Origin of the sequence: Paenibacillus artemisiicola (genome assembly GCF_017652985.1) — a bacterium.
Lineage (GTDB): Bacteria > Bacillota > Bacilli > Paenibacillales > Paenibacillaceae > Paenibacillus_Z > Paenibacillus_Z artemisiicola.
The window spans coordinates 42,123-65,879 of record NZ_JAGGDJ010000031.1 but is presented as its reverse complement, the minus strand read 5'-3'; the positions used below and the strand labels follow the sequence as shown (position 1 = coordinate 65,879).

At 67.8% G+C, this 23,757-nt stretch carries 19 protein-coding genes and 1 tRNA gene; 18 read left to right on the top strand and 2 right to left on the bottom strand.

Going from position 1 to position 23,757, the window contains the following annotated elements:
- The 13 genes from I8J29_RS34275 to I8J29_RS24330 form a co-directional block, all read left to right on the top strand.
- Positions 1–4,615: HAD-IC family P-type ATPase (locus tag I8J29_RS34275; RefSeq protein WP_208850029.1), on the top strand; the 4,615-nt coding region annotated here is incomplete at its 5' end.
- 98 nt (positions 4,616–4,713) lie between these two features.
- Entirely contained in the window at positions 4,714–5,103 is a 390-nt protein-coding gene (locus I8J29_RS24385) for a hypothetical protein (protein ID WP_208850028.1), read from the top strand.
- Complete coding sequence (locus tag I8J29_RS24380) at positions 5,084–5,308, top strand: hypothetical protein (RefSeq protein WP_090639928.1); 225 nt, start codon at positions 5,084–5,086, stop codon at positions 5,306–5,308. The genes I8J29_RS24385 and I8J29_RS24380 overlap by 20 nt, the downstream gene beginning before the upstream one ends.
- A gap of 898 nt (positions 5,309–6,206) precedes the next feature.
- A tRNA-Lys gene (locus tag I8J29_RS24375) sits at positions 6,207–6,278 on the top strand.
- Between the two features lie 471 nt (positions 6,279–6,749).
- Entirely contained in the window at positions 6,750–7,130 is a 381-nt protein-coding gene (locus tag I8J29_RS24370) for a hypothetical protein (protein WP_208850027.1), read from the top strand.
- Positions 7,127–7,651: an RNA polymerase sigma factor gene (locus I8J29_RS24365; protein ID WP_208850026.1), complete on the top strand. Its 525-nt coding sequence runs from the start codon at positions 7,127–7,129 to the stop codon at positions 7,649–7,651. The genes I8J29_RS24370 and I8J29_RS24365 overlap by 4 nt, the downstream gene beginning before the upstream one ends.
- A gap of 342 nt (positions 7,652–7,993) precedes the next feature.
- Entirely contained in the window at positions 7,994–10,321 is a 2,328-nt protein-coding gene (locus tag I8J29_RS24360) for a xanthine dehydrogenase family protein molybdopterin-binding subunit (RefSeq protein WP_208850025.1), read from the top strand.
- Positions 10,318–11,157, top strand: a complete 840-nt coding sequence (locus I8J29_RS24355) for an FAD binding domain-containing protein (protein WP_208850024.1) — start codon at positions 10,318–10,320, stop codon at positions 11,155–11,157. The genes I8J29_RS24360 and I8J29_RS24355 overlap by 4 nt, the downstream gene beginning before the upstream one ends.
- Entirely contained in the window at positions 11,154–11,624 is a 471-nt protein-coding gene (locus I8J29_RS24350) for a (2Fe-2S)-binding protein (RefSeq protein ID WP_208850023.1), read from the top strand. The genes I8J29_RS24355 and I8J29_RS24350 overlap by 4 nt, the downstream gene beginning before the upstream one ends.
- Positions 11,617–12,825 carry an XdhC family protein gene (locus I8J29_RS24345; RefSeq protein WP_208850022.1) on the top strand — a complete coding sequence of 403 codons (1,209 nt, stop codon included), beginning with the start codon at positions 11,617–11,619 and terminating at the stop codon, positions 12,823–12,825. The genes I8J29_RS24350 and I8J29_RS24345 overlap by 8 nt, the downstream gene beginning before the upstream one ends.
- Positions 12,822–13,457: a nucleotidyltransferase family protein gene (locus I8J29_RS24340; protein ID WP_208850021.1), complete on the top strand. Its 636-nt coding sequence runs from the start codon at positions 12,822–12,824 to the stop codon at positions 13,455–13,457. Before I8J29_RS24345 ends, I8J29_RS24340 begins: the two co-directional genes overlap by 4 nt.
- Before the next feature lie 299 nt (positions 13,458–13,756).
- Positions 13,757–14,863, top strand: coding sequence for a glycosyltransferase (locus I8J29_RS24335; protein WP_208850020.1), 1,107 nt, complete (start codon positions 13,757–13,759; stop codon positions 14,861–14,863).
- Positions 14,860–15,477: a glycerol-3-phosphate acyltransferase gene (locus I8J29_RS24330; RefSeq protein ID WP_208850019.1), complete on the top strand. Its 618-nt coding sequence runs from the start codon at positions 14,860–14,862 to the stop codon at positions 15,475–15,477. Before I8J29_RS24335 ends, I8J29_RS24330 begins: the two co-directional genes overlap by 4 nt.
- A gap of 659 nt (positions 15,478–16,136) precedes the next feature.
- Here I8J29_RS24330 and I8J29_RS24325 read toward each other — a convergent pair.
- Both I8J29_RS24325 and I8J29_RS24320 read right to left on the bottom strand, forming a co-directional pair.
- Complete coding sequence (locus tag I8J29_RS24325) at positions 16,137–17,561, bottom strand: M81 family metallopeptidase (RefSeq protein ID WP_208850018.1); 1,425 nt, start codon at positions 17,559–17,561, stop codon at positions 16,137–16,139.
- Entirely contained in the window at positions 17,558–18,358 is an 801-nt protein-coding gene (locus tag I8J29_RS24320; RefSeq protein ID WP_208850017.1) for a glucosamine-6-phosphate deaminase, read from the bottom strand. The genes I8J29_RS24325 and I8J29_RS24320 overlap by 4 nt, the downstream gene beginning before the upstream one ends.
- A gap of 95 nt (positions 18,359–18,453) precedes the next feature.
- Here I8J29_RS24320 and I8J29_RS34270 point away from each other — a divergent pair, with 95 nt between their 5' ends.
- The 5 genes from I8J29_RS34270 (at position 18,454) to I8J29_RS24300 (ending at position 23,645) form a co-directional block, all read left to right on the top strand.
- Complete coding sequence (locus I8J29_RS34270; protein ID WP_276316327.1) at positions 18,454–18,579, top strand: hypothetical protein; 126 nt, start codon at positions 18,454–18,456, stop codon at positions 18,577–18,579.
- Between the two features lie 80 nt (positions 18,580–18,659).
- Positions 18,660–19,682: a zinc-dependent alcohol dehydrogenase gene (locus tag I8J29_RS24315; protein WP_208850016.1), complete on the top strand. Its 1,023-nt coding sequence runs from the start codon at positions 18,660–18,662 to the stop codon at positions 19,680–19,682.
- A 662-nt stretch (positions 19,683–20,344) separates the two neighbouring features.
- Positions 20,345–21,313: a CehA/McbA family metallohydrolase gene (locus I8J29_RS24310; protein WP_208850015.1), complete on the top strand. Its 969-nt coding sequence runs from the start codon at positions 20,345–20,347 to the stop codon at positions 21,311–21,313.
- 13 nt (positions 21,314–21,326) lie between these two features.
- Positions 21,327–22,283 (top strand): CehA/McbA family metallohydrolase, encoded by a 957-nt coding sequence (locus I8J29_RS24305; RefSeq protein WP_208850014.1) that lies wholly within the window; start codon positions 21,327–21,329, stop codon positions 22,281–22,283.
- A gap of 9 nt (positions 22,284–22,292) precedes the next feature.
- On the top strand, positions 22,293–23,645 hold the full coding sequence (locus I8J29_RS24300; protein ID WP_208850013.1) for an MATE family efflux transporter: 1,353 nt from the start codon (positions 22,293–22,295) through the stop codon (positions 23,643–23,645).
- Positions 23,646–23,757 lie beyond the last annotated feature (112 nt).

Here is a 23,757-nt window from a genome sequence, read left to right as displayed (position 1 = left end):
CCCCCCCCCCCCCCCCCCCCCCCCCCCCCCCCCCCCCCCCTTTCCCAGCCCGACGCGGCCTCGCCCGCAGTCCCGCAGCCCGGCGCCCGCCCCCGCCCCCTCCGGTCTCGAGGGGCGCCCCCCCTCCCGCCCCCCCCCCCCGGACCGCGGCGAGCCCGCGAGGACGACGGACGCGAGAACGGCGTCCCCTCTGCCGGCGCATCGCGTGCCTCTGCCGCTCGCCGTGGCGATGGGCGGCCTGCTCGCGCTCGGCGCGAAGCAGTTGGCGTTCGGCCGATCCGCCTTCGCGGAGAAGCCGGGCTTGTTTTATATGTCCGGGGCGGTCGCGGCCGTCACCGGTTATCCGTTTTTGCGGCGGGGCTTCGACCGGTTCGCGGCATCGCGGAAGCTGAACGCCGACCTCGTGCTGGGCACGGCCGCGCTCGGACTCGCGCTATTCCGTGAAAGCCTAGTCGTGCTCGGCGGCCTCACCGTGCTGCAGTACATGAACTGGCAGCGCGGCCGGCTCGGCGTCCGCGACATGGACGAACAGCCGCTCAGCCCGGAGATTCGGGCCTACAGCGAGCGCGCCGGCCGGCTCGGCTTCGCCGCCGCGGGCGCGACGTGGCTGCTGACGCGCAGCCCGCTACGGGCGCTCGGGGTGCTGCTCGCGTCCAATCCGCGTCCGGCCACCATTCCCGTCAAGGCGGCCTGGCAGCAGGCCGAGCTGGCGGCCCGCGAAGCGCGCCATCCGCTCCCGGAGACGGTCTCGCTCGCGGATATCGCGCAGTCCGGCACGCTGCTGCTGGAGCGCACGTCGCTGCTCGCGGAAGCGGATTTCGGCGAGACGTCGTCGCTGTCGAACGACGAGGACCCGGATAAGCTCGTGTGCGCGGCCGCGAGCCTGATGGCCAAGGCGGATCATCCGTGGAAGGCGAACGTGCTGCGCAAGGCGAAGGACTCGTGCCGGACGCTGCGCACCGCCTTCCGCGTCGAACGCGAGGAGGACGGGATGCGCGGCCTGATCGGCGGCGTGCCGTACTGCCTCGGCAGCCTGGCCTGCCTGATGCGCCACGGCATTCCTTACGAAGCCTATTATTTAGAAGCGAAGCGGCTGGAGAGCAAAGGCTGCGAGGTGCTGTTCCTGGCGAAGCAGGCGGGCGGCGGCTGGCACTGCCTCGGGCTGCTCTATCGCGTGGAAGACATGAGCGCCGAATGGCGAACGATGCTTGCCCGCGCGCGGGAAGCGGGGCTGCGGCCAGCCGTGCTGGAGGATAGCGCCGGCTTCGGTCGTGAAGCGATGGAGCGCTTCGGCTTGCGCACGGACTGGCTGAACGTGCCGGCGTACGAAGTGGCGGAACGCATCGCCAAGCTTCATCAGGCCGGCGACCCGGTGCTGCTGGTCGGCGAGCCGGACGGCGACGAAGACGGCGGCTTCCGGTATTTGAAGGAGGGCGGCGCGCCGGTCGTCTCGCCGGGCGAGCTCGGCCGGCTGCTGGACGCCCGGCGGTCCGCGCGGCGGATCGGCGGGGCGGCCCGGACGCATTTCAAGCTGACGCGGGTGTGGACCGTGTGCGGCGCGCTGCTCACCGCGGCGGGCGTCATCGGCGCGCCGCTCGCCAACCTGGCCGGCGATGCGATGTCGCTCGTCTTCCTGTCGCGCACGCAGCGGCTGGCGCAGCGCGGGTTCCCGGCCGGCGGCGCGGCGCGGCCGGCGCCGGATGCGGCTTTCGCGGCGCACGGCGAAGCGGCCGCGGCGTCGGAGACGGCGGTCGCCGGCGCTGCGGCGATCCATACGCCGCCGGCAACGGACGCACCGCCGGTCCCGTGGCACGGCCTTCCGTGGGAGCGAGCCGCCGAGCGGTTCCGCGTGCGCGTCCAGCACGGGCTCTCGGACGGCGAGGCGGAAGCTTTGCGACTGCGTTACGGGTCCAACCGGCTCGCGGAGAAGCCGCCGACGCCGTGGCTCGTCTCGTACCTCGGCCAGTTCAAGGAATTCACGACGCTCATTTTGCTCGGCACGACGGCTTTCGCCCTCCTGACGGGCGGGCTGTTCGACGGGCTCGCGATGGGCGCCGTGCTGCTGGCGAACGCGGCGATCGGCACGTTCCAGGAACGGAAGGCCGAGCGGATCGTCGAGAGCTTGAACCGGTTTCAGCCGCACGACACCAAGGTGCTCCGGGACGGCGAGGAACGGCTGATCGGCGCGACGGAGCTCGTGCCCGGCGACATCGTCCGCCTGGAGCCCGGCGACCGGGTGCCCGCCGATATCCGGATCATCCGCGCCTGGAATCTGGAGGCCAACGAAGCCGCGCTGACCGGGGAATCGCTGCCCGTCGCGAAGCTGGAGACGGAAGCGGGAGGCGACTGCCCGCTGCCGGAACGCAGCTGCATGCTGCACATGGGCACGGACATTTCCCGCGGCAAGGCGCTCGGCGTCGTCGTGCGGACCGGCATGGACACGGAGATCGGACGCCTCATGGCCATGCTGAAGCGCGACGACCACGCGCAGACGCCGCTTCAAGCGAAGGTCACGTCCATCAGCAAGCGATTCATCAAGTGGGCGTTCATCGCGGGCAGCGTCGTATTCGCGGCCGGCCTGCTGCGGGGCATTCCGTTTCCGGCGTTGGTCGGGTCTTCGATTACGCTGATCGCTTCGGCGATTCCCGAAGGGCTGCCCGTCACCATTACGATCGGGCTGAGCGCCGGCCTCTTCCGCATGGCCAAGAACAGCGTGTACGTCCGCAAGCTTGCGGCGCTCGAAACGCTGGGCCGGGCTACGATCATTTGCACGGACAAGACCGGCACGTTGACGAAGAACGAAATGACCGTCAAGCAGATCGCTTCCGTGGGACATGCCTGGGACGTATCGGGCAGCGGTTACGATCCGGCAGGCGGGTTCCGGGAGAGAGCGGCCAGGACCGGTGCCGATGGCTTGAAAGAGGGCTTGAAAGAGGGCTTGAAGGAAGGCTTGAAGGAAGGCTTGAAGGAAGGCTGGACGTCGTTCGGGGAGGACGGATCCGCCGTGACCCAGCCGGAGCTGCTGCGCGTGCTCCAAATCGCCTGCTTGTGCAACAACAGCCATCTGGACCGAGCGGGCGACGAATGGACGATGCAGGGCGATCCGACCGAAGGCGCGCTTCTCGCGATGGCTTACAAGGGCGGCATCCGGCCGGAGCGGCTCGCCCATTGGCACCGCGGCGCGGAGGTGCCGTTCGATTCCGGCACGGGCAAGATGAGCGTCGTCTGCCGGGACGTCTCGGACGGCGGCCACGCCTGCTCGATTTTCTCCAAGGGCGCGGTGGAGTCGATCCTTCGCCGCTGCGGGCGCTACCAGCACGACGGCAAGGTGTATCCGCTGAACGATCAGGTTCGGCAGCGGATCCTCGCGCAGAGCGAACGGCTCGCCGGCGGCGCCCTGCGCGTGCTCGGCTTCGCGTATCGTCCCTTGCTGGCGGACGAGCACGACGGCCAGGTCGGGCTTGACGAGAAGGAGCTGATCTATGTCGGCATGGCCGGCATGATCGATCCGCCGAAGGCCGACGTCCGCGCGAGCATCGAAGAGGCGCTGGCGCTCGGGGTGAAGCCGGTCATGATCACGGGAGACCACCCCATTACCGCGATCGCCATCGCCGAGCAGATCGGCATCGCCGCCGGCCGCCGGCCGGGCGATGTGCTATCCGGCCACGAGCTCGACCGGATGAGCGACGAGGCGCTGGCGGAAGCCGTCGACCGCGTGTCCATCTACGCCCGCATGGCGCCGGAGCACAAGCAGCGCATCGTGGCGATGCTGCGCCGCAAGGGCCACGTCGTCGCGATGACCGGCGACGGCGTGAACGACAGCCCGGCACTCCGGCAGGCCGACGTCGGCATCGCGATGGGGCGTGCCGGGACGGAGGTCAGCAAGGCGACGGCCGACATCGTGCTGAAGGAGGACCGGTTCGGCTCCATCGTGGACGGCGTGAAAGAAGGCCGCACGATTATCGGCAATATCCGCAAGGCGATCGGCTCCCTGCTGACCGGCAATCTCGCGGAAATCCTCGTCACGAGCACGGCGATCATCCTGGGCATGCCGATCCCGCTCGTGCCGATTCAGATTCTGCTCATGAACATGCTGACGGACGCGATTCCGGCGATGATGCTGGCCGTGAACCCGGGCGGCCGGGCGAAGCAGACGGAGCGGACGGACATCGTGGACAAGCCGCTGTACCGGAAAGTCATCGCGCGGGGCGTCCTGCTCGGCGCGGGCGCGCTCGGCCTGTTCGGGCTGGCGCTGGCGTCCGGCCAGCCGGTGCCCGTGGCGCAAAGCATCGCGTTCGCGACGCTCGTGGCCGGGCAGCTCGGCCAAACGCTCTCCTGGCGGCGCGAGGGCAGCAAGCAGCCGGCGGAGGGCCGGTGGCGCGAGGACCGGTATTTGATCGGCGCCATGGCGTTATCCTGCGCGGCGCTGCTGGCGGCGCTGTACGTGCCGGCGCTGAACGGCTTCTTCCACACCTCGCCGATTCCGCCGCGGCAATGGCCGCCGATTTTGCTCGTCGCCGGTTCGGTATCCTGGCTGTCCAAGCCGATATTGGCGCTGCTCGAACGCAAAGGCGCCACGGCCGCGCCCTTGGCGCAGGCCGGTATCGCGGCTTAGCGCCGCGGTCGCGTGAGGCGATGCGCTTCTGAACCCATCGAATGGAAAGCAGATCTTGAATGACCTTAACGATACGCGTTAGAAGGAGGTATCCGGCCATGCTGGAACGAAACACCGAAAAACTCATCATGGGCATGGCGTTCGCCTTCGCGGCGACGACGCTGCTGCCGATCGTCAAAAATACGCTGAGACCGCTCGCCGGGACGGGAGCGAGGGAAGGAGAGGAAGCCGGCACGGATGCGGGAGTCGGCGCGGATGCGGGAGCCGGCATGGATGCGGGAGGCGGCGCAGGTGCCGCGGCTGGCGTGATCGCGGGCGTGACGGACCGGCTCCGGTACGCCCTGCGGGCGGCGCGCGAAGAGGTCGAAGACATCGTCGCCGAAGCCCAATTCGAACGGATGCGCAAACGGCTGGACCGCGAGATCGCGGGGGAATCCGCGTTCGCGATGGAGAAGGGAGTTGCGCCGCATGGCCAGCCAAGCCATTGACCAGCATCTGCGGGAGGCGCTCGCGCATCTCGAGCAGGCGATCAACCAGAGCATCGACGACGTGCAGGCCGATCCGTCCGCCAAGCAGGAGCTCGGCGGCAAGTGGCAGCATTTCCTCGGCGAGTTCTACGGCATGGTGAAGGAAAAGGGCGTCAAGACGCGGATCAACCTGCTGAGCTGGATTTCCTTCGCGCGGCTGCGTTGACCGTCCAAGCGAGCTCGGGCTTGGCCCTGGGCGGCGTGGGACTGCAGGCCGCCGGTGTGGTACTGCCGCCGCGGCACCGTGCCCCGTCGGGGCCGTTCCGGGAACGGATCGCAGAAACACAAGAAGAATGAAACCTCCGGCCGCTTGGCGGCGGCTTCGGAGGGGTTATAGCTGGCGGATGAGCGGTTAGCCGGCCGCTGCGTATTCAAACGCCAAACGCCACGATTTCGAGTGCTTAGAAGGTAGCTGGATCACCTACATGAGCGGAAACGTCATGGATTCGCGTGCAAGAAGGTGGCTGGATCACCTACATGAGCGGAAACGTCATGGATTCGCGCGGAAGAAGGTGGCTGGATCACCTACATGAGCGGAAACGTCATGGATTCGCGCGCAAGAAGGTGGCTGGATCACCTACATGAGCGGAGACGTCATGGATTCGCGCGCAAGAAGGTGGCTGGATCACCTACATGAGCGGAGACGTCATGGATTCGCGCGCAAGAAGGTGGCTGGATCACCTACATGAGCGGAGACGTCATGGATTCACGCGCAAGAAGGTGGCTGGATCACCTACATCACGCGTCCAACCGCGACGATTCGAGTGTCAAGAAGGTGACTGGTTCACCTACACGAGCGGGAGAACGTTGGATTCACGCGCAAGAAGGCGATTGGCTCACTCTCATGAGCGCAAAACCGCACATTCCGGCTCCAAAAGGCGGCCCTTTATTAACACAGCCGCCGAAACCCGATTAGCGCCCGTTTTGGCGTCCTGACGGCGATTTCGGGCCGTTCGGCTGGTTTGGTTACGGGCAGGCGCTGCTGCACGAAGCCCGCGGCCGACTTTTAGGCGACCGGCGGGGCTTGCAAGCTCGTTCAAATTGTTGTATAACTATCTTAATACAGGTCCGTAGCTCAATGGCAGAGCAACCGGCTCTTAACCGGTAGGTTGTGGGTTCGACCCCCACCGGGCCTATATCCCATCATCCTCCGTTCGCGATTACGCGGGCGGAGGATTTTTTATGTTGACGAAGCGGATTGGGCCGCGTGTACGGCCAGAGGTCAAACACGCGGCATTCCCCGCGGAATGAACGAGGTACGGTTCTCCTTCTGCCGCAGCCGGCGGGCGGATCCTTATATCGCGTGCATCATTTGGCATGTCAATGATTAATGGCGCGAATCGCGGCAGCAGCCTGCTTGGCGGGACAATTTCGCGCGCATGGCTTCAAGCGGAGGCGACCGTCGGCTGCAAGGCGACCGTCGGCCGCGGCGCGGGCGTCGGATGTCTTGGAAAGCGCGCGAAGCGCGATTATTTTGCAAGTTGGTTACAAGTCGGCCGCAAACCGGATACATCGCTGCGTCAATCGGCAACAGGTCGGCGGTATACTGGTGCTAGACCAAGGCGGGGCGACGATCGCCGCCGTTAGACGAAGGAGCGCGATCCGACATGAATCCTCAATTGCTCATCCTGCCGCTGCCCTCCGCGCCGCGGATAACGTTAACGGCCGGCGGCGGCTGGCCGCTTCTTTCCAAACCCGTTTCCGTTTACGGGAATGCCCCGAGCGGACAAGCTTCCGGCGGCGAGGCGGGCGGCCGACTCGTCGTCGGCGGCGACCCGGCCCAGAACGACGGAGCCGGAGCCGGGCAATCTGCAACCGGCGCGAACACGGCATCCGGCACCTCGGGCAAGGCGCCGGCGAGCGGCAGCGGAGCCGCGTCCGGCGAGGCCGTTGCCCGGCGAAAGGCTGCCGATCCGGAAGCCGGAGCCGCGCTTGAGGCGCCGTTCGCCGCCTCCGCGGCGGTCGGCTGTAAGAGGGCCTCCCGATGAACGGGGCTCTGCAAGCGGCCGCCGCGGCGGAGCGGGACGCGAAGGAGCAAGAGTTCAATCGGCTGTACGCGCGGTACGAACGCCTTGTCCACGCGACCGCTTACGCGATCGTCAAGGACCGGTATCTGGCGCAGGACATCGCGCAGGAAGTGTTTTTGAATATCTATGCCCGGCTCGATTCGGTACGGGAAGCCGCGAATCCCGAGGCGTGGATGACGGCCGTCGCGCGGAACAAGGCGATCGATTATCGCCGCAAAGCGTTCGGGCGCGTCCTGTTGACGGACCGGGTCGAGCGCTGGAGCGCGGGGGCGGCGGACGGCCCGGACCGCGCCTCGGCCGTCGCCGACGCGCTGCGGCTGATCATGCGGCTGGATCCGCTGCTGCGCCAGCCGCTCCTGCTCATCTACGCGCATGACCTGACCTACGAGCAGATCGCGCGCGTCCAGCGTTTGACGGTGGCCGCCGTGAAGACGCGCATCCACCGCGCGCGGAAGCAGCTGCGCGCGATGGCGCGGGAGTAGGGAAGCCTCGCGTCCGATGGACGTCACACGAGATAGAGCCTTTGCCCCCAAGGGGGCGAAGGCTTTTTGGGTTGGGGATGGCGGCGGTGACGCCGCCATCCGTCGATGAGCCGGCGGCGTTTGGCGCGCGGCCCGGCGCTCCCGGCCGCGGCTGCGGCCGGCCGGCACCGCCTTGTCCCATTGCCAAGCGTCGTGCCGCCATTAGCCGCGCCCCCGGCCACCCTGCCGGCGCCGGCGAAAAGCCCCCGCGCGCATAGGACAACGTCCCGCGGCTATATGATGATACAAGGCGTCCGTAAAGGCATCGGCGCATTCGGCCAGGCGAGGGAGGGGGCGGCGGCAATGGATACGATCGGCAAAGGCGTGCCGAGGCTGGAGTCGCGGGACAAGGTGACGGGCTTCGCCCGCTATACGAACGATACGGAATCGTCCCGCCTGCTGCACGGCTGGCTGGTGACGAGCCCCCATGCCCACGCGCGGATCGTCGGCATCGACGCGTCCGACGCGCTGAAGCTCGGAGGCGTGCGGGCCGTCGTGACCGGGGAGGCGCATCCTGAGCCGACGGGACCGCTGCTCGCCGACCGGCCGCCGCTGGCGTACGGCAAGGTGCGCTATTTCGGCGAGCCGATCGCGGTCATCGTCGCCGACACGGAGTGCCTCGCGAAGCTGGCGGCGGGGCGGATCCGCGCCGCGTTCGAGCCGCTGCCGGCCGTGCAGTCCCCGAGCGCCGCCCTGCTGCCGGACGCGCCGCTCGTGCACGACGACCCGGCCGGGTACCGGCGGTACGGCGACGTGTACCCCGAGCCGCGTTCCAACATCGGCAGCCGAGCCCGCATCCGCAAAGGCGATATGGCGGCCGGGTGGGCGGCCAGCGAGACGGTCGTGGAAACCGCGCTGCGGTTCCGCACGTCCGACCACGGCGCGATGGAGCCGCGCTGCGCCATCGTGGAGATCATGCCGGGCGGGCTCGTGCGGATCGAGTCTTCGACGCAGGACGGCTTTCATATGGGACCGCTGTTCGAGCGGTTTTTCGGTTTGAAGCAAACCGAGGTCGCGACGCATGTCCCGTTCGTGGGGGGCGCGTTCGGCGGGAAGGGCTCCGTGCAGCTGGAATATATCGCGTACCTGGCTTCGAAGGCGTGCGGGGGGCTGCCCGTCAAGATCAACAACGTTCGGGAAACGGACATGGCCGGCTCGCCCAGCCACATCGGCTTGGAAGCGACCGTGAAGGTGGGCGCCTCGCGGGACGGCAAGCTGCAGGCCGTGGACATCACGTATTTATTCGATACCGGAGGCTATACGGAGCTGGGGCCGTCGGTGGCGACGGCGGCGGCGGTCGACTGCACGGGGCCGTACCGCGTCGACAACGTGCGCTGCGACTCGCTCTGCGTGTACACGAACCATCCGTACGCGACGGCCTTTCGGGGCTTCGGCCACTCGGAATCGCATTACTGCATCGAGCGGGCGATGGATCTGCTGGCGGACCGCCTTGGCATGGACCCGCTCGCGCTGCGGCGTTTGAACGCCGTCAAACCCGGCGATACGACGCCGACTCAGGCGCCCTTGAACCGGAGCAACCTGGGCGACGTGGAGCGGTGCATCGATCGGCTGAAGACGCTGATCCGGTGGGAGGACGGCCGGCGGATCGAGGCCGGCGACGGCAAGGTGAGGGCGAAGGGGGCGGCCTGCCTATGGAAGACGTCCACGTCCAAGATCGACACCGGCAGCGGCGCGGTCGTCACGTTCAACCCGGACGGCAGCATGAATCTCGGGGTCGGCCCGAGCGAGATCGGGCAGGGGAACCGGACCGTGATGGCGCAGCTGCTGGCCGAGCGGATGGACGTTCCGCTGTCCCGGGTGCGGGTCAAAATGGACGTCGACACGGAGCTGACCCCCGAGCATTGGAAGACGGTCGCGAGCACGTCGTCGATGATGGCCGGCCGGGCGGTCCTCGGCGCCGCGGACGACGCCCTCGCGCAGCTGAAGCGCAACGCCTCGTTCGTGCTGAAGCGTCCGCCCGAGGAGCTGGAGACCGCCGGAGGAGAGGTGTACGCCAAGGACGACCCGGAACGGCGCCTGACGTTCGGCGATCTGGCGAACGGCTACTCGTTTCCGGACGGGGACTCGATCGGAAAGCCCGTCATCGGCCGGGGGACGTACAAGGTGCACGGGCTGCGGACGCTCGACCCCGAGACGGGCAAAGGCATTCCCGGCCCGCAGTGGACCGTCGGCGCGCAGGCGGTCGAGGTCGAGCTCGATACTCGCGACTGGACGTACCGCATCCTGACGGCGGCGTCCGTGCTCGACGCCGGCCGCGTGCTGAACGAGGCGCTGGCGCGCGGGCAGGTCATGGGCGGCATGAACATGGGGCTCAGCTTCGCCACGCGCGAAGGCTTCCTGTTCGACGAAGCGGGCGCGGTGCTCAACCCGCAGCTGCGCACGTACAAGATCACCCGCTACGGGGAAACGCCGGAGTACTTGGTGGACTTCGTGGAGACGCCGTATCACGACGGCCCGTACGGCGCGCGGGGCATCGGGGAGCACGGCACGATCGGCATGCCGGCGGCGCTCGCGAACGCGCTGTCGGCCGCGGCCGGCATTCCGCTGAACGAGCTTCCGCTGACCCCGGAACTCATTTGGCGGCATAAGGAGGGCGGTGGACACCCATGATTGCGTACGATTTCGAATATTTCCGGCCGGCGTCCGTCGGCGAGGCGGTCCGGCTGTACCGGCAAGCGGAGGCGAGAGGCCAATCGCCGCTCTATTACGCGGGCGGCTCGGAGATCATCTCCATGGCGCGCCTGGAGCAGCTGCGCACCGGGGCGGTCATCGACATCAAGGCGATCCCCGACTGCTGCGTCATGGAATTCCGCGGCGACCGGCTCGTCATCGGGGCGGCGGTGCCGCTGATCGCGGTGGAGGAGCATCCGCTGTTCCCGCTGCTCGCGGACACGACGCGGGACGTGGCCGACCATACGAATCGGAACCGCATCACCGTCGGCGGCAATTTGTGCGGAAAGTTCTACTATCGCGAAGTGCTGCTGCCGTTCCTGCTCGTCGACGGCGAGGCCGTGCTCGCCGGGCCGGGCGGGACGCGGACCGTGCCGGTCGCCGACATCTTGAACGGCGAGCCGCGGCTCGCGCCGGGCGAGCTGCTCGTGCAAGTAATCAGCGACCGCCGGTATTTCGGGCTGCCGTACGTGACGGTCAAGAAGACGAAGATGGAGCGCATCGACTATCCCGTCGTCCGCATCGCCGCCTTGAAGACGGGCGAGGGCATCCGGATCGCGTTCAGCGGCGTCAGCGACATTCCGTTCCGTTCGGCGCGGCTGGAGGCGATCCTGAACGACGCCTCGCTCCCCATGGAGGATCGGATCGACCGCGCGATCGCGGAATGGCCGGCGCCGATTTTGAGCGACATCCTCGCCTCGGGGGCGTACCGGACGTTCGTGCTGCGCAACACGCTGCGGGATACGATGGCGGAATTGGAACGGAGGGGCATATGAGCGATCGGGGTATCGTCAAAGGCGAAATGGAGCTGCTGGTCAACGGAAGGCGGCGGCCCGTCGTCGTCCGTTCGGCGGATACGCTGCTGCGCGTGCTGCGCGAGCATTTGGGACTCACGGGCGCGAAGGCCGGCTGCGAGAACGGCGACTGCGGCGCCTGCACGGTCATGCTGAACGGCCTCGCGGTCAAATCCTGCCTGGTGCTGGCCATCGAAACGCACGGCATGCGCATCACGACCATCGAGGGCTTGGAGGACGCGCCGATCCAGCAGGCGTTCATCGACAAGTTCGCGTTTCAATGCGGCTTCTGCACGTCGGGCTTCATCATGAATTGCCAGGCGCTCCTCGAACGGTTTCCGGACGCGGACGAGGCGGTCGTGACGGAATGGCTGCGGTCCAATATTTGCCGCTGCACGAGTTACCAAGAGATTCGCGAAGCGATCCATGCGGTGCTCGATCGTGAATGACCGCTGCCGCATGCTGCGGGCGTTGAAGGCGCGCGGCCGGCAGCGCTGCGCGATGGCGACGGTGATCGCGGTCGAAGGCTCGGCCTACCGGCACGCGGGGGCCAAGATGCTGATCGGCGAGGACGGGGACGCGCAAGGGGTCATCAGCGCGGGCTGCCTGGAGGAGGATCTGCGGCACCGCGCCGGGGAAGTCATTGCCGGCGGCCGGCCGATGTCGCTGACGTACGACCTGCGGGCGGAGGACGATCTGTCCTGGGGGCGCGGGGCGGGCTGCAACGGACGCGTCACCGTCTACGTCGAGCCGTGCGCCTGGGCGGACGGGGCCGGCGACGGCGGCGCGTCCGTCTGGGCGCGCGCGGCGGCGTGCCTGGAGCGGGGCGCGCGCGTGGTGCATGCGCGGCGGCTGCGCGGCGAATGCATGGCGATTGGTGCCGAGAACGAGGCGAGCGGGGTGGGGCCGCATCCGAATTCCGAGGCGCCGTCTCGGCCGGCCGAAGCAGCTAGGCGGCCGGAGCGCGGGGGAGATCCCGATGCCGGAGGCGTATCCGAATGCGGCGGGGAGCGGGACGATGGCGCCGGGTTGTTTTATGCGGAGGACGGGGAGACCTTCGGACGCGCGGCGGGGCTCGGCGCGGCGGACGAATGGCTGCTCCCGGCGATCGGCCGGTTTCTCGCGCGCGGCGCGGCGATCGGAACCTTGGCGCTGCCGGCGGGAGAGGGAGCGCTGCTGCTCGAGCTCTACCGGCCGCCGGAGCGGCTGATCGTCTTCGGCGCGGGGCCCGATACCGAACTGCTGGTCCGGCTGGCGGCGGCAGCGGACTTCGCCGTCACGGTCGTCGACCCGCGCGCGGCGAGGTGCAGCGCGGCGAATTATCCGGACGCGCGGCTCGTCGCCCTGCATCCGGAGACGTACCTCGCGCGGCATCCGATTCCCGCGGACGCCTTCGTGCTCGTCATGACGCACGGCTTCGCGCAGGACCGGCAGATCGTGCGGCGGCTGCAGCAGGCTCCGCCGCGCTACGCCGGCGTTTTGGGGGCGCGGGGCCGGACGGAGCGGCTGCTCGCGCCCGATCCCGTGCCCGGCTGGCTGCATGCGCCGGTCGGCGCGGACATCGGCGCCGAAGGGCCGGAGGAGATCGCGGTCAGCATCGTCGCGGAGCTGATCGCGCACCGGAGCGGCCGGTGCCGGAGGCCGACATGAGCCGGGTCGGCGCCGTGATTCTCGCCGCCGGCCTGTCGACGCGGATGGGGCGGTTCAAGCCGCTCGTTCCTTTGGCGGGCAAGCCGCTGTTCCATTATGCGGCGGAGACCGCGCTCGCGGCGGGGCTGTCGCCGGTCGTCCTGGTCGGGGGACACCGCATGCGGGAGCTTGCCGCGTCGGCGGCTCCGTTCGGCGCGCGCATCGAGATCGCCGAGAACCCGGCATACCGGACGGGGATGGCGTCCTCGCTGCGGACCGGGATCGCGGCGCTGGCGGACCGGACGGACGCGGCGCTCGTGTTTTTGGCCGACCAGCCGCTCGTCCCGCGCGCCGTCGTCGACGCGCTGCTGCGGGAGTACGTCCGGAGCCGCGGCGAGGGCGTCCGCATCGTGCGGCCCGCCTATTCCGGCGCCCCGGGCCATCCCGTGCTGTTCGACGCCGGGTTGTACGCGGCGTTCGAGACGCTGGGCGGCGACGAGGGCGGCAGGTCCATCCTCGTCCGGCACCGCTCCGCGCTGCGGGTCGTCCCGTTCGGCGACGCGGCGTGGGGGCTGGACGCCGACACGCCCGAGGGGCTGGCGGAGCTGGAGGCGCGATTGGCGCGGGAGGAGGGCGGACCGGGGCCGGGTTGAGGGCTCCTGTCTTGGGCGCGCGGGTCACGACTGGCGCGGTGCTCGCCGCCGGCAGCTTGGCCTCGGGTCAACGAGCACCGACGGCGCGCGGCCGGCTCGGCCGCAGCGCGCGGGCCGGCGGTCGTCCCGCCCGCCTTTCGAGCGGACCATCCCCGCCGCCCCGACGCCCGGACAAGCCCTCCCGCGCGCGCCGTCGTGGCGGTTTTTGCGATTTTCTTCGCCGGTTTACAAACCGTGGAAGTTTCTAGCAATATCTCTTATGATAGATTCATATCCTGGAACTATACGGGGGTGGGGATATGGGCTTGCTGCTGCTGGCGGCTCTGCTGGCGTGCGGTTGCGCCGCGGGCTTGGTCTTGTTTCGCGCGAATACGATTCCTCTTGCCCTCCCTTCGGACGCGCCGGCGGGCGGCAGGCTGTCCGTCGTCGTCCCGGCGCGCAACGAGGCGCGCAATCTGCCTCACCTGCTGGGCTCGCTGCAGGCGCAGACGCGCCGGCCGTTCGAGATCATCGTCGTGGACGACGGATCGGAGGACGATACGCGGGCCGTCGCGGAGCGCTTCGGCGTCACGGTCGTCGCCGGCACGCCGCCGCCGGCGGGCTGGACGGGCAAAAACTGGGCCGTCTGGAACGGCTACAAGCGTTCGTCCGGGGAGCTGATCGCCTTTCTCGACGCGGACGTGCGGCTTGCGCCGGACGCGCTGGCATCGCTGCTGGCGGAGCGGGCGAAGGCGGGGGGCGTCGTCTCCGTGGTGCCGTTTCACCTGACGGAGCGGTTTTACGAGCGGCTGGCGCTCATCGCGAACATCCTCGGGCTGTTCGCGTTCACGTCCCCGTTCGAGCGGACCAATCCGAAGAAAGGGCTGTACGGATCGTGCATCCTGACGGCGCGGGACGATTACGAACGGGCGCAGGGCCACGAAGCGATCAAATCCGAGCTGCTGGACGACTTGAACCTGGGCGCCAAATACATGGAGGCCGGCATTCCGGTCACGAATTTCATCGGCCGCGGCATGGTGTCCTTCCGCATGTACCCCGGCGGAATCCGCAGCGAGATCGAGGGCTTCAGCAAGGGCGCGGTGCTCAGCACGGGCAAGCTGAACGGACGGACGGTCGCGCTCGTGGCCGCATGGCTCGTCGGGCTGATCGCCGCGGAGGCGGCGCCCTTTCTGCTCGGCACGTCCTGGGCTTGGCCGTTCGTCGCCGGCTACGCGCTCTACACGGCGCAGATTTATTATTTCGTGCGCTATACGGGGCGCTTCGGCCGGTGGCTGCCGGCGGTCCATATGCTGAGCACGGCGTTTTTCCTGGTTGTGATGGCGTACTCGGCGTACCAGGTCGTCTTCCTGGGCCGCGTCGCGTGGAAGGGAAGGCGCATCGAGGTGGGAGGCCGAAAAAATCGATGATCATCGTGTGGACGGTTCTGTCTTTTCTATGCGGCTCCTTGATGTTCTCATACTGGCTCGGCCTGCTGGCGAACCATAATTTGCGCGACGTCGGCGACGGCAATCCGGGCGCGATCAATTTGTGGAAATCGGCGGGCTATTCGTACGGGCTGGCCGGCATCGCGCTGGATTTTCTGAAAGGCTGCGCGCCGCTCTTCGCGCTCGCCGCGTCGGGCGCCTTGGCCGGGTACGGCCTCGTGCTGCCCGCCGCCGCCGCGATTCTCGGGCATATGTTCTCCCCGTTCCTGCGCGGGCGGGGCGGCAAGGCGATCGCCGTGACGTTCGGCGTATGGAGCGGACTGACGGGCTTCGCCGCCTCGCTTGCGTATGCCGTCATTTTGGCGGCGCTGCTGGCCGGCTCCCGGCTGTTCACGCGGGGCAAGCCGACCACGTCGGCGGCGGACGGCTTCCAGGTCGTGGCCGGCATGCTGCTGCTGACGGGCTACCTGGCCGTCGCCGGCTATTCGGGCGCGACGGTGCTGTTCGGGTTCGTCAGCTTCGGGCTGCTCGCGTACTCGCATCGGCGGGAGCTGCGGCGTTTCTTAGCGCAGGTGCAGGCTAGCCGGGGGCGGTAGCGCGGCGCGCGGCGCGGAGAGCGGATTCGCCGAAGGCGAGGAGACGGGCACGGGGGGCTGCCAGAGCGATGCATGGACGGCGAGGGAGACGGTTCGGGCCCTCGCGGTGTCGTGGAGCAGGCATACCGGCGCAGCGAGGAAGGCCGGTTCATGGCTATTCGCGGCGGTTTGTTCCGGGCGCTCGCGGCTAACTGGGCCGGATACCGCGGGTGACACCGATGGATGCAGCCGGGCCAGGAAATATTTGGGCGTTGCCGCCGAATGTCCGGGCCATTCGAGGTACAGGATTGCCCTCAAGTGCGCGTTATGCGGACAGGAGATCCGTTATTGGCGCGAAAAGCTCGATTTTTGAGATTAAGCGGCCACAGGAGCCGTTATTCAGCTTGAACGAGGGGATTTAGCTGCTTGACCTCCAAATAACGGAACGTATGGCCGCTTAACGGTGAGAATCGCCGTTTTCAGCGAAATAACGGCATGTGTGTCCGCCAAACTAGCTGGCGCGCTCTTTATGCCGAGGACAGCCGTCCCCGGTCGCATGCGATCCAAAAAAACCACCCCCAAAAAAGCCCGGCCTGCAGAGGCTGGGCTTTCGTGCGGCTAGGCATCGTGAACGCCATAAATATTCAACGTCGCAAGTTTCTGCCGAACTGCACCCCGCCCTACATCGCGTCCAGCGGAAAGATCGGCCGCGGCAGCCGCCGGTAGGGCAGCTCGGCGAGCAGCTCGTTGGTGTCGCCCGGCGTCAGCGCGAGGATCGCGCGCGCCGCAAGCGCTTTGTAGGCGGGGCTCAGGTAGCCGCTCTTGACGACGATCAGGTCGAACGTCTCGAGCTCCAGCCCGAGCGCCTCCAGAATCGTCGGATCGTAGACGGCGACGCGCCGGTCCGAGACGACGACCGTGACGCCGGCGGCGGCCGCGACGGCATAGGTGACGCCGTGCACCGTGCCGGTGCGGACGACGCGCACCCGCAGCGGCAGCGGCGTCGGCCCGGCCGCGTACGGGTCCAGCCGGCCCAGCAGCAGGTCGGCGCTCCCGCCGGACCCGGCGGCCGCGCAGGCCTGCACGGAGCCGGGATCGCAGACGGCGGCGACGAGCGCGCGCCGGGCTTGCCGGTCGAGCAGCGCCCGGACGACGAGCGAGACGTCCTGCGACGCGCCGGCCGTCGGGTTGTCGCCGGCGTCCGAGAGGACGACCGGCTTCCGCGGCTCGCGCTCGGCGCGATCGAGCGCCTTCTCGAGCGGCGCCGCCTCGGTGGAGAAGGCGAAGTCGCGCCGCTTCGCCCAGAACAACTCGGCGAGCCGGGCGGCCGCTTGGCGCAGCCGCTCGCGGTCCTCCGCGTAGCCGCTGACGACGGCCGCGCAGCCGCCGTGCGGCGAGTCCGCCCACGGGAAGCCGAGCAGGAAGGAGGCGCTGCGCACGCCCGGCGCGTCCTCCTCGCGGCGGAGCGCGTCCATGAGCTCGCGCATCGGCTCGGCGCCGGTCTCGGACTGCTCGCCCGCGAGCAGCATGGGAATGGCGGCCCACTCGTTCGCGAGCTTCCTGCCGGACGCCACGGCACCGTGCAGCAGCCGCGCGGCGCGGGCGCCGGTGTCGTACTCGTCGACGTGCGGCGCCGTCCGGTACGCGGCGAACCCGTCCGCGTGCGCGATCATCGCCGCCGTCGCGGTCGCGTGCATGTCGAGCGCGCAGACGACCGGCAGCGCCGAACCGACCGCGGCCCGCAGCCGCGCCAGCAGCTCGCCTTCGGCGTCGTCGCAGCCTTCCGCGCACATCGAGCCGTGCAGCGCGAGGCAGACGCCGTCGAGCGGCCCGCAGCCGGCGATGCCGTCCGCAATGCCGCGGCACATCGCCTCGAACGCCTCGGCCTCGATCTGGCCGGAAGGCAGCGCGCGGGCGAAGTAGACCGGGACCGGCTCGGCCCCGAGTTTGGCCAGCGTCTCGAGCGCGCCGGCGAACACTGTCCCCTTCCAGCGCGCGACGCCATGCACGGCGGAGCCTTCCGCGACGGTGAAGTCCGCTAGGCCCGTCCGCAGCGACGTGAACGTATTGGTCTCGTGCATCAGGCCGGCGACCGCGATCCTCATCGCGCCGGCTCCCCGGCCGCTTCGGAACGGCCCTCGCGGCGCGCGGCCGATTCGGCTTCCGCCTGCAAATAAAGCTCCGCCGCGGCTTCGTCCAGCACGACCTCGACGTTCGGATGCAGCTGCAGCACGGTCGCTGGGCATTCGGTCGTGATCGGTCCGCGCAGCGCCCGGGCGACGATCTCGGCCTTCTCCCGGCCGACCGCGACGAGAATGATTCGGCGGGAACGCATCACGGTGCCCCAGCCGAACGTCACGGCCGCCGTGGGCACGTCCTCCAGCCGGCCGCCGAACAGCGGCGCGTACAGCTGCCGGTTGACGTCCGCGATCGGCGTCACGAAGGAACGCGCGGGCAGCGAGGGGGCCGGCTCGATGAAGCAGACGTGGCCGTTGATGCCGAGGCCGACGAGCTGGTAATCGATGCCGCCGCGCGCCTCGATGAACCGCTCCATGCGCTCGCATTCGTCCTCGGGGCGGTCCGCCATGCCGTCCGGGATGAAGCGGCGCTCCTCGGGATGGTTGATGTGGTCGAAGAAATGGCGTTTCATGTACGCATGGTAGCTTTCTTCGTGCTCGCGGGGGATGCCAAGCTGTTCGTCGGGGTTGACGAACCAGCAGGAGGACAAATCGGCGGCGCCCGACTGCTCCCGCGCGATGAGCTCCCGGTAAATGCCGGTGCGCAGCGGGGTGTTGCCGGTCGTCCAGGCGATCAGGACGTCCGGCTTCGCGGCGACGACCTCCGCGATCTCGTCGGCGACGCTGGCGCCGATCCGGTCAAGCGGCAAAACGCGAATGTTCATGTGTGGCGGCCTCCTTCGGTTAACGGGGATAACGGCGCGAGCGCCGCCAGGGACCCGTTCGTCCTTAAGCATGGCAAAGGGGGGCGGAAAAGTCGATGAAGGAAACCGAACATTTGGTGCACGGATTTGACATCCGGCCGCCCGGCGGAGCGCGGGAAGCGGGGCATGCGGGCGACGGCCGGTCCGCGGCGGCGGGGGAGCGGGGCGGCATGGCGCGATAACGGACTGTCCGAATCCGCGCGCGGGTTTATAATGGAGTTGTCGGAAGGACGAAATAGGATGGGCCGGGGAGGATACGGGAATGAAGACGAAAGCATGGTACGCCAAGGCGCCGTTTCAATTCGAGCTGCGCGAGGGCGAGCTGGGGGCGATCGGCGAGGACGAGGTGCTGATCCGCGTCAAGGCGTGCGGGATCTGCGGTACGGACATGACGAGCGTGAAGTCGGCCGCGGCCGGCTGGGAGGCGATCGGGCACGAAATCGCGGGCGTCGTGGTCGAGGCGGGCGCGCGCGTCGGGCATGTCGGCGTCGGCGCATCGGTGACGCTGGAGACGAGCACGTTTTGCCGGACGTGCGAATGGTGCCGGGACGGCCGGTACGACTTGTGCAACAAGGGGCCGAGCTTCTGGGGACGCCGCTTCTCCATGGGCTTCGCCGAATACGTCGTGGCGCCGAAGGAGGTCGTCGTGCCGTTCGAGGGGCTGTCCTTCGCGGTCGCTTCGCTCGTGGAGCCGCTCGGCGTCGCGGTCGACCTGACCGAGACGGTCGACATCCGCATGGGCGACGACGTGCTGGTGCTGGGCCTCGGGCCGATCGGCCTGATGGCCCTTCGGCTCGCGAAGCTGCGGGGCGCGCGCAAAATCTACGCGGCGGCCCGCTCCCACTCCGTCAAGCGCATCGAGACGGCGCTCGCGTTCGGGGCGGACGAGATCATCTACACGGACAAGACGCCGCTCGAGACGTACCCGTTCGAACGCGGCGGGGTGGACCGGGTGCTCGTCACGGCGCCGCCGCAGACGATCCCGCCGGCGTTCAAGGCGGCGCGGACGGGCGGCGTGATCGGCTTCATCGGCATCGAATACGGCGCGGGCGCGAGCATCTCGTTCGACGCGAACGAATTCCACTTCAAGAAACTGCAGCTGAGGGCCTCTCACGCGACGCCGGCGCTGTATTTCCCGAAATGCATCGAGCTGCTGAAGTCGGGCGCCGTCGACGGCGACGCGCTCATCTCGCATACGTTCGCGCTGGACGAATTCCCGGACGCGATGAAGGCGCTGCGCGATGACCGCGGGTCGGCCATCAAGATGGTCATGGTGAACGAGTAGGGAGCTCGGCAATCGAGCGCCAAAAGCCCGGCCGAGGCGGCCGGGCTTTTCGCCGTGCATGGTCGCACGGCAGGAGCGGATGCGAACGGGCTGGCAGAGGGCTGCCGGGCTTCTCGCTTCCAGGCCGGGGCGGGCAAGTCGCCGCCGATCGCGCGGATCCGGCGTGCCGGCGCGCATCCCGGCGCCGGCCCCGTCCTTAACGGCATGAACCGTTCGCCCCGCGTTAGCGGCCGCAAGCGTTCCCGCATGTCATCGCGCAAGCACGCGTTCAAATTCCGATGCCTGAATCCAAAAGCCCGTCATTCAAAGGTCGGAATCCAAAGCCGCATCGCCATCATCCGTCCCAGCCGAGAACCAAGCCGCCAAGCGGCCCGGTTCTCGGCTTTTTTTCATGTTGGATTTTGTTGATTTCACGTAAAGACGCCGTTCGCGCCGCCTTGGCGGGGCCGGTCCCGGCATGCCGGAGGCTTCGCGCCGCACCGCCGCCGCGCACCAAGCCGATTTACAAAACCAGGTATGACAGCTAGGATTTGCGGCCGCGAATGTTAATATACTGTTAATTATCCCGCAGACGATTGAATTGCGCGAGAGGCCATTGTATGCTGAGGACAAACAACATAATAACAACTAAATACATGATAAAACCAACTGGAGGGACATTCGTGAAAAACATCATTCTGATCGACCGCGACCAACCGGCGTACAAAGGCAATCTGCATCTGCATACCACCTGGTCGGACGGAAGGCTGCCGGCGGCGGACGTCGTCGAGGCGTTCAAAGCGAAGGGCTATCATTTTATCTCGATCAGCGACCATGACGTGTACGCGCGCACGGACGAATTCGATACGGCCGATTTCATCACGCTTCCGGGCACGGAACGGGGCGAGCTGAATCCGGTTCCCGATAAAAATCCCGGCTACCACTTCGGAGTGCTGGACGACCCGACCGTCGAACCGGAGCTGCCGCGCTACGGCCATCTGGAGCAGTTCCCGACGCCGGTGCCGTGGGTCGGCGAAGCATCGCCGCAGCTGCTCATCGACGAGCTGCGCGCGCACGGCAATCTCGTCGTGTTCAATCATCCGGAATGGCATCTGACGCGCTTCGACGACATGGTCAAGTACGACGGTTTCTTCGCCGTCGAGATTTACAACCACTCCACGGAATGGTCCGCCGCCAGCTCGTACGGCGCGGCGTACTGGGATCACGCCCTGCAGAACGGCAAGCGCGTCTTCGGCATCGCGTCGGACGATTCGCACACGCACGAGCCGGATTGGAAGATTCCCGAGTACGGCGGCGGCTGGGTGCGGGTGCAGGCCGAGGCGCTCACGCAGACCGGGCTGATCCGCAGCCTGAAGGCGGGCCGCTTCTATTCCAGCTCCGGCCCGGAGGTGCGCGATCTGCGCGTCGAGGACGGCGAGCTGAAGATCGCGTGCTCCCCGTGCAAATTCATCATGTTCAAGGCGTTCCCGCAGCGCGGCCCGTTCATCGGCAATTTCGCCTCCGGCAAGCCGCTGACGGAAGCGTCGATGGTCATCGAGCCGGACATGACGTACATCCGCGTGGAATGCGTCGATTTCGAAGGCAACGTCGCGTGGACGAACCCGGTGTTCGTCGCGGACCTGCTGGACTAGGAGGGGGCCGAGGATGAAACCGATCGTGTATTTGGACGGAAGCAAGCGCAAATACAAAGGCAACCTGCATACGCACTCGACCCGGAGCGACGGCCAATACGCGCCCGAGACGGTCATTCAAGCCTATAAGGATCGCGGTTACGACTTCATGTGCCTGAGCGATCACGAGATCTATTGGAAGTCCGACGCGTTCGACGACGAACGCTTCATCATGCTCGACGGCTACGAGATGGCGTGCGAGATGAGCTGGCGGGAGACGGGGCAGCAGTACCACATTCACGGCCTGCTCGACCGTTCCCTCGGCTCCAGCGACGAGTTCGCCCACGACGAGGAGCACGCCAAGCCGGATTACGCCGGCCTGGAGACGATTCAGGCGCTGATCGACGAGATGCGCGCGAAGGGCAACCTCGTCATCCTGAACCATCCGACCTGGTCGCGTAACGAGCCGGAGGATCTGCTGCAGCTCGAGGGATATGCCGCCGTGGAAATCTACAATCATCAGTCCGAGCTCGACGAAGCGGTCGGCTACGGCCTGCGGCACTGGGATTACCTGCTCGCCCGCGGACGCAAGGTGTTCGGCGTCGCCGCGGACGACGCGCACGGCGGTCCGATCGACGCGGCCGTCTCCGAGTTCTTCGGCGGCTGGGTGGCGGTGGAAGCGGACGCGCTGAAGCAGGACGCGGTGATCGACGCGATGAAGGCGGGCCGCTACTACTCGTCGAACGGGCCGGAGATCCGCGACCTCCGCGTGGAGGACGGCTACCTGAAGGTGACCTGCTCCGACGTCAAATTCATCAAGTTCATCACGCATCCGTTCAACGGCCGGACGATCTTCAACCGCGACGCGTCGCCGGTGCGCGAAGGCGCCTTCCGCCTCGACGGCGGAGAGGTCTACGTGCGCGTGGAATGCGTCGATTACGAAGGCAACGTCGCGTGGTCCAATCCGGTCTTCCCGGACGACCTGAAGTAAGAGGGTCCCGTGAACGCCTCCAGCTTGGATCGGACATTCCGCAAAGACGTCGCCGCGCTAGTCATCCCGCTGGTCGGCAATTCGTTTTCCCTCGTCAACACGCTCATGGTCGGCCGGCTCGGCGACGCCGCGATCGCGGTCGTCGCCGCGGCGGGGCAGGTCGGCTTCATGCTCAGCATGATCCTCTCGGGGGTCTACGGCATGAACGCGTTCATCACGCAATATGACGGCGGCCGGGACCAGGCCTCCGTCCGCAAGGCGTTCGGCCTGATGCTGCTGTCCGGCACGGCCGTGACGCTGACGCTCGTCGCAGCGGCCTTCCTCTTCCGGAAGCCGCTGCTGTTGGCGTTCGTCCACGACCCGGATGCCGCCGCGTACGGCATGCCGTACTTGACCGTGCTGCTGGCGGTCTACGCCGTGAACGCGGTCAAGGACGCGTACGGCGGCGCGCTCGGCGCGATCGGCCGGGCGAAGCTGACGCTCGTCGTCGGCTTCGCCGCCATGGCCGTCAACGTCGCGCTCGACTACGCGCTCATCTACGGCCATTTCGGCTTCGAGCCGCTCGGCATCGTCGGCGCGGCCTGGTCGACGCTCGTCTCCTCGATCGTCGGCGCCGCCGCGTTCGTCGGCTGGGTGTACGCCCGGAAGCTGCCGTTCAACGTGTCGCCGCGGGAGATCTTGGCCGTCGACTTCGCCTTCGCGAAGCGGGTGTACGCGAAGACGCTGCCGCTCGTCTTCCACGAAGGGCTGTGGTCGCTCGGCAACATGCTGTACGCCGCGGCGTTCGGCTACATGGGCGTGTCCGCGCTGGCCGCGTTCCAGCTCGCCCGGACGTTCAACGGCTACTTCATGATGGGCGTCTTCGGCTTCGCCTACGCGGCCAACGTCATGATCGGCCGCAAGCTCGGCCAGGAGAACGCCGGCGAGGCGATCCGGTACGCGCGTACGTTCACTAAGTGGACCGTCTTGATCGCGCTCGCCGTCGGCGCGGCGAGCGCGGCCGCGAGTCCGTGGATCGTCCGGCTGTTCGGCCGCGCGAGCGCGGAAGTGCGGACGGATTTCGAACATATCCTATTCATTCAGTCGGGCGTGATGCTCGCGTATTTTCTTAATAATCTGTGGATCGTCGGCTTGTTCCGGGCGGGCGGCGACAACGCGTACACGATGAAGCTGATTCTCGTGACGACGTGGCTGATCGCGCTGCCGCTCGTGTTCGCCGGGGCGTGCCTGCTCCATTGGCCGGTCGAGCTGGTGTACATCATGTTCGCGCTCGAGGAAGTCTCGAAGGCGTGCATCGGCTACTTCCGGTACCGTTCGAACCGGTGGGCGAACAGCCTCGTCCGGCCCGGCCTCTCGTCCTGAGACGGGGGCCTCGCCTCACGGCCGACAGCTTAGACGACAACACGAAAGGGGCGCTATCGCCATGACAAGCAGAGAGAGAAGCGGCAAGCGAACGGGAACGGCGGCCGGCGAA

Bases quoted from the DNA above. Each gene is read 5' to 3' on its own strand.
- I8J29_RS24385 (WP_208850028.1), top strand. From the start codon at position 4,714: ATGCTGGAACGAAACACCGAAAAACTCATCATGGGCATGGCGTTCGCC.
- I8J29_RS24380 (WP_090639928.1), top strand. From the start codon at position 5,084: ATGGCCAGCCAAGCCATTGACCAGCATCTGCGGGAGGCGCTCGCGCAT.
- I8J29_RS24370 (WP_208850027.1), top strand. From the start codon at position 6,750: ATGAATCCTCAATTGCTCATCCTGCCGCTGCCCTCCGCGCCGCGGATA.
- I8J29_RS24365 (WP_208850026.1), top strand. From the start codon at position 7,127: ATGAACGGGGCTCTGCAAGCGGCCGCCGCGGCGGAGCGGGACGCGAAG.
- I8J29_RS24360 (WP_208850025.1), top strand. From the start codon at position 7,994: ATGGATACGATCGGCAAAGGCGTGCCGAGGCTGGAGTCGCGGGACAAG.
- I8J29_RS24355 (WP_208850024.1), top strand. From the start codon at position 10,318: ATGATTGCGTACGATTTCGAATATTTCCGGCCGGCGTCCGTCGGCGAG.
- I8J29_RS24350 (WP_208850023.1), top strand. From the start codon at position 11,154: ATGAGCGATCGGGGTATCGTCAAAGGCGAAATGGAGCTGCTGGTCAAC.
- I8J29_RS24340 (WP_208850021.1), top strand. From the start codon at position 12,822: ATGAGCCGGGTCGGCGCCGTGATTCTCGCCGCCGGCCTGTCGACGCGG.
- I8J29_RS24335 (WP_208850020.1), top strand. From the start codon at position 13,757: ATGGGCTTGCTGCTGCTGGCGGCTCTGCTGGCGTGCGGTTGCGCCGCG.
- I8J29_RS24330 (WP_208850019.1), top strand. From the start codon at position 14,860: ATGATCATCGTGTGGACGGTTCTGTCTTTTCTATGCGGCTCCTTGATG.
- I8J29_RS24325 (WP_208850018.1), bottom strand. From the start codon at position 17,561: ATGAGGATCGCGGTCGCCGGCCTGATGCACGAGACCAATACGTTCACG.
- I8J29_RS24320 (WP_208850017.1), bottom strand. From the start codon at position 18,358: ATGAACATTCGCGTTTTGCCGCTTGACCGGATCGGCGCCAGCGTCGCC.
- I8J29_RS34270 (WP_276316327.1), top strand. From the start codon at position 18,454: ATGAAGGAAACCGAACATTTGGTGCACGGATTTGACATCCGGCCGCCC.
- I8J29_RS24315 (WP_208850016.1), top strand. From the start codon at position 18,660: ATGAAGACGAAAGCATGGTACGCCAAGGCGCCGTTTCAATTCGAGCTG.
- I8J29_RS24305 (WP_208850014.1), top strand. From the start codon at position 21,327: ATGAAACCGATCGTGTATTTGGACGGAAGCAAGCGCAAATACAAAGGC.